Source organism: Microbacterium sp. Leaf351 (assembly GCF_001423825.1).
Taxonomy (GTDB): domain Bacteria; phylum Actinomycetota; class Actinomycetes; order Actinomycetales; family Microbacteriaceae; genus Microbacterium; species Microbacterium ginsengisoli.
On sequence record NZ_LMPK01000015.1, the window covers coordinates 110,489 to 112,744 of the forward strand.

A 2,256-nucleotide genomic window follows, 5' to 3' on the forward strand; every position below is an offset into this window, starting at 1 on the left:
GGCACCGTGACCGACGGCCGCTTCGCCCGCGCCGCCTGCCAGGCGGGCGCGGCCTTCCTCGTGAGTCCGGGGCTCAGCGAGAGCGTCGCCGCCGCCGCGCGCAGTCTCGCGGTGCCGTTGATCGCGGGCGTCGCGACGGGAACCGAGCTGATGCGCGCGGTCGGCATGGGGCTCGAGGTCGTGAAGCTCTTCCCCGCACACCTCCTCGGCGGCGCCGCCGCCGTCGACGCCTTCTCGGCACCCTTCCCCGGGCTGTCGTTCGTGCCGAGCGGCGGCGTCGACGCCGCGAACCTCGCCGACTATCTCGCACGACCCGCGGTCGGCGCCGTCTCGGGCAGCTGGCTCGTTCCCCGGGGACCCCTCGACGCCGACGCCCTCGCGGAGGTCACCCGACGCGCAGCCGCGGCGACGGAGACCGTGCGGCGCCTGCGGGGCGACGAATGAGCGCCGACCTCGTCACGCTGGGCGAGACCATGGCGCTCGTGCGCGCGACGGAGGTCGGCTCCCTCGAGCACGTCACCGGGATGCGGCTCTCGGTGGGGGGTGCGGAATCGAACGTCGCGATCGCTGCGCGGCGACTGGGCGCATCGGTCGCGTGGATCGGACGGGTGGGCGACGACGGCGCGGGACGGCGCATCACGCGGGAGCTGCGCGCCGAGGGCGTCGACGTGCACGCCCACGTCGATGACGGTGCCGGCACCGGGATGATGCTGAAGTCTCATCCGTCGGCGACGACGACCGAGGTGACCTACGGCCGACACATGAGCGCGGGCAGTCGCCTCGCTCCCGACGATCTTCCGGCCGACGTGTTCGCGACGGCGCGGATCGTGCACGTGACCGGCATCACCCCGGCACTGTCGGCGTCGGCGGAGTCGGCGATGTGGGACGCCCTCGACCGAGCGGATGCCGCACACGCGATCGTGTCGTTCGACGTGAACTATCGTTCCCGGCTCTGGCGGCACCGTGACCCGTCGACGCTCTACCGCGCCGTGACGGCGCGGGCGGGGATCGTCTTCGCCGGGCTCGACGAGGCACGGCTCGTGGTCGGCGACGGCACACCCGCGCAGGTGGCGCGGCGCCTCGGCGAGCTCGGCCCCGCGGCCGCGATCGTGAAGCTCGGCGCCGAGGGGGCCGTCGCCGTGATCGACGGCGCGGAGCTGTGGGTCCCCGCGGTCCCCGTGGCGGTCGTCGACACGGTCGGCGCCGGTGACGGGTTCGTGGGCGCCTATCTCGCAGCGACCCTCGCCGGCGCCCCGGTCGCAGAGCGGCTCGCCCTCGCAGCGCGGGTCGGCGCCGCCGCGTGCACGGGACCGGGCGACTGGGAGTCATATCCCCACGCCCGCGACCTCGCCCACGAGGGGCCGCTCGATCCCGTGCAGCGCTGACCCGGGACATCCGGCGCGCCTAGAGTGTGCGCATGACGATCACCTTCCGCGGTACCACCGCGCTCATCACCGGCGCGAGCGCAGGGCTCGGCACCGAGTTCGCCGACCAGTTCGCCCGTCGCGGCGCCGACGTGGTGCTGGTCGCTCGCCGGGCCGACCGTCTCGAGGAGATCGCGGCCGAGGTGCGCTCCCGCCACGGCGTCAGCGCCCACGTCGTTCCGCTCGATCTCACCGAGCCGGGCGCCGTCGCGTCCCTCGCGGACGAGCTCGAGGGACGCGGCATCCGCATCGACCACGTCGTGAACAACGCCGGCTTCGGCATGAAGGGCGCGTTCGCCGAGGCCGATGCGGAGCGCATCGACGCGCTCGTGCAGCTGAACGTGGCGGTGCTCACGTCGCTCACGCGGGCGTTCCTGCCGGCGCTCGTGGCCCGCGGCAGCGGCACGGTCATCAACATCGCGAGCACGGCCGCGTTCCAGCCGCTGGCGTCGATGGCGATCTACGGAGCGTCGAAGGCCTACGTGCTGAGCTTCACCGAGGCGCTCGCGCACGAGGTGCGCCCGCAGGGCGTGACGGTGCTGGCGGTGTGCCCCGGAGCCACCGCGACCGAGTTCTTCGACGTGGTCGGCGATGCGCGCGCCGCGGTCGGCGCCATGCAGACCCCGACCCAGGTGGTGGATGCCGCGTTCCGCGCCCTCGCCCGCCGGAAGCCGCCGTACAGCGTCGTCTCGGGCGTGCAGAACAAGACCGGTGCGGTGATCGTCGGCCTCGTGCCCCGGCGGGCGCGCGTCGCGCTGACAGCGGGGCTGCTCGAGCGCTGAGCGCGGAGCAGGGGCAGGCTCAGGACGGCGCGAGCCCGGTCGTGCCGCGC

3 protein-coding genes are annotated in these 2,256 nt (G+C 74.4%); all 3 read left to right on the top strand.

The window, feature by feature from the left end; genetic code table 11:
• On the top strand, window positions 1-444 hold a 444-nt coding region (locus ASG00_RS06185), incomplete at its 5' end, for a bifunctional 4-hydroxy-2-oxoglutarate aldolase/2-dehydro-3-deoxy-phosphogluconate aldolase (RefSeq protein WP_442922611.1).
• Window positions 441-1,385, top strand: coding sequence for a sugar kinase (locus ASG00_RS06190; protein ID WP_056207603.1), 945 nt, complete (start codon window positions 441-443; stop codon window positions 1,383-1,385). The genes ASG00_RS06185 and ASG00_RS06190, both read left to right, overlap by 4 nt.
• A gap of 32 nt (window positions 1,386-1,417) precedes the next feature.
• A complete protein-coding gene (locus tag ASG00_RS06195; RefSeq protein ID WP_056207606.1) occupies window positions 1,418-2,206 on the top strand; it encodes an SDR family NAD(P)-dependent oxidoreductase in 789 nt (262 codons plus the stop codon).
• Window positions 2,207-2,256: the final 50 nt, after the last annotated feature.

Bases quoted from the DNA above. Each gene is read 5' to 3' on its own strand.
- ASG00_RS06190 (WP_056207603.1), top strand. From the start codon at position 441: ATGAGCGCCGACCTCGTCACGCTGGGCGAGACCATGGCGCTCGTGCGC.
- ASG00_RS06195 (WP_056207606.1), top strand. From the start codon at position 1,418: ATGACGATCACCTTCCGCGGTACCACCGCGCTCATCACCGGCGCGAGC.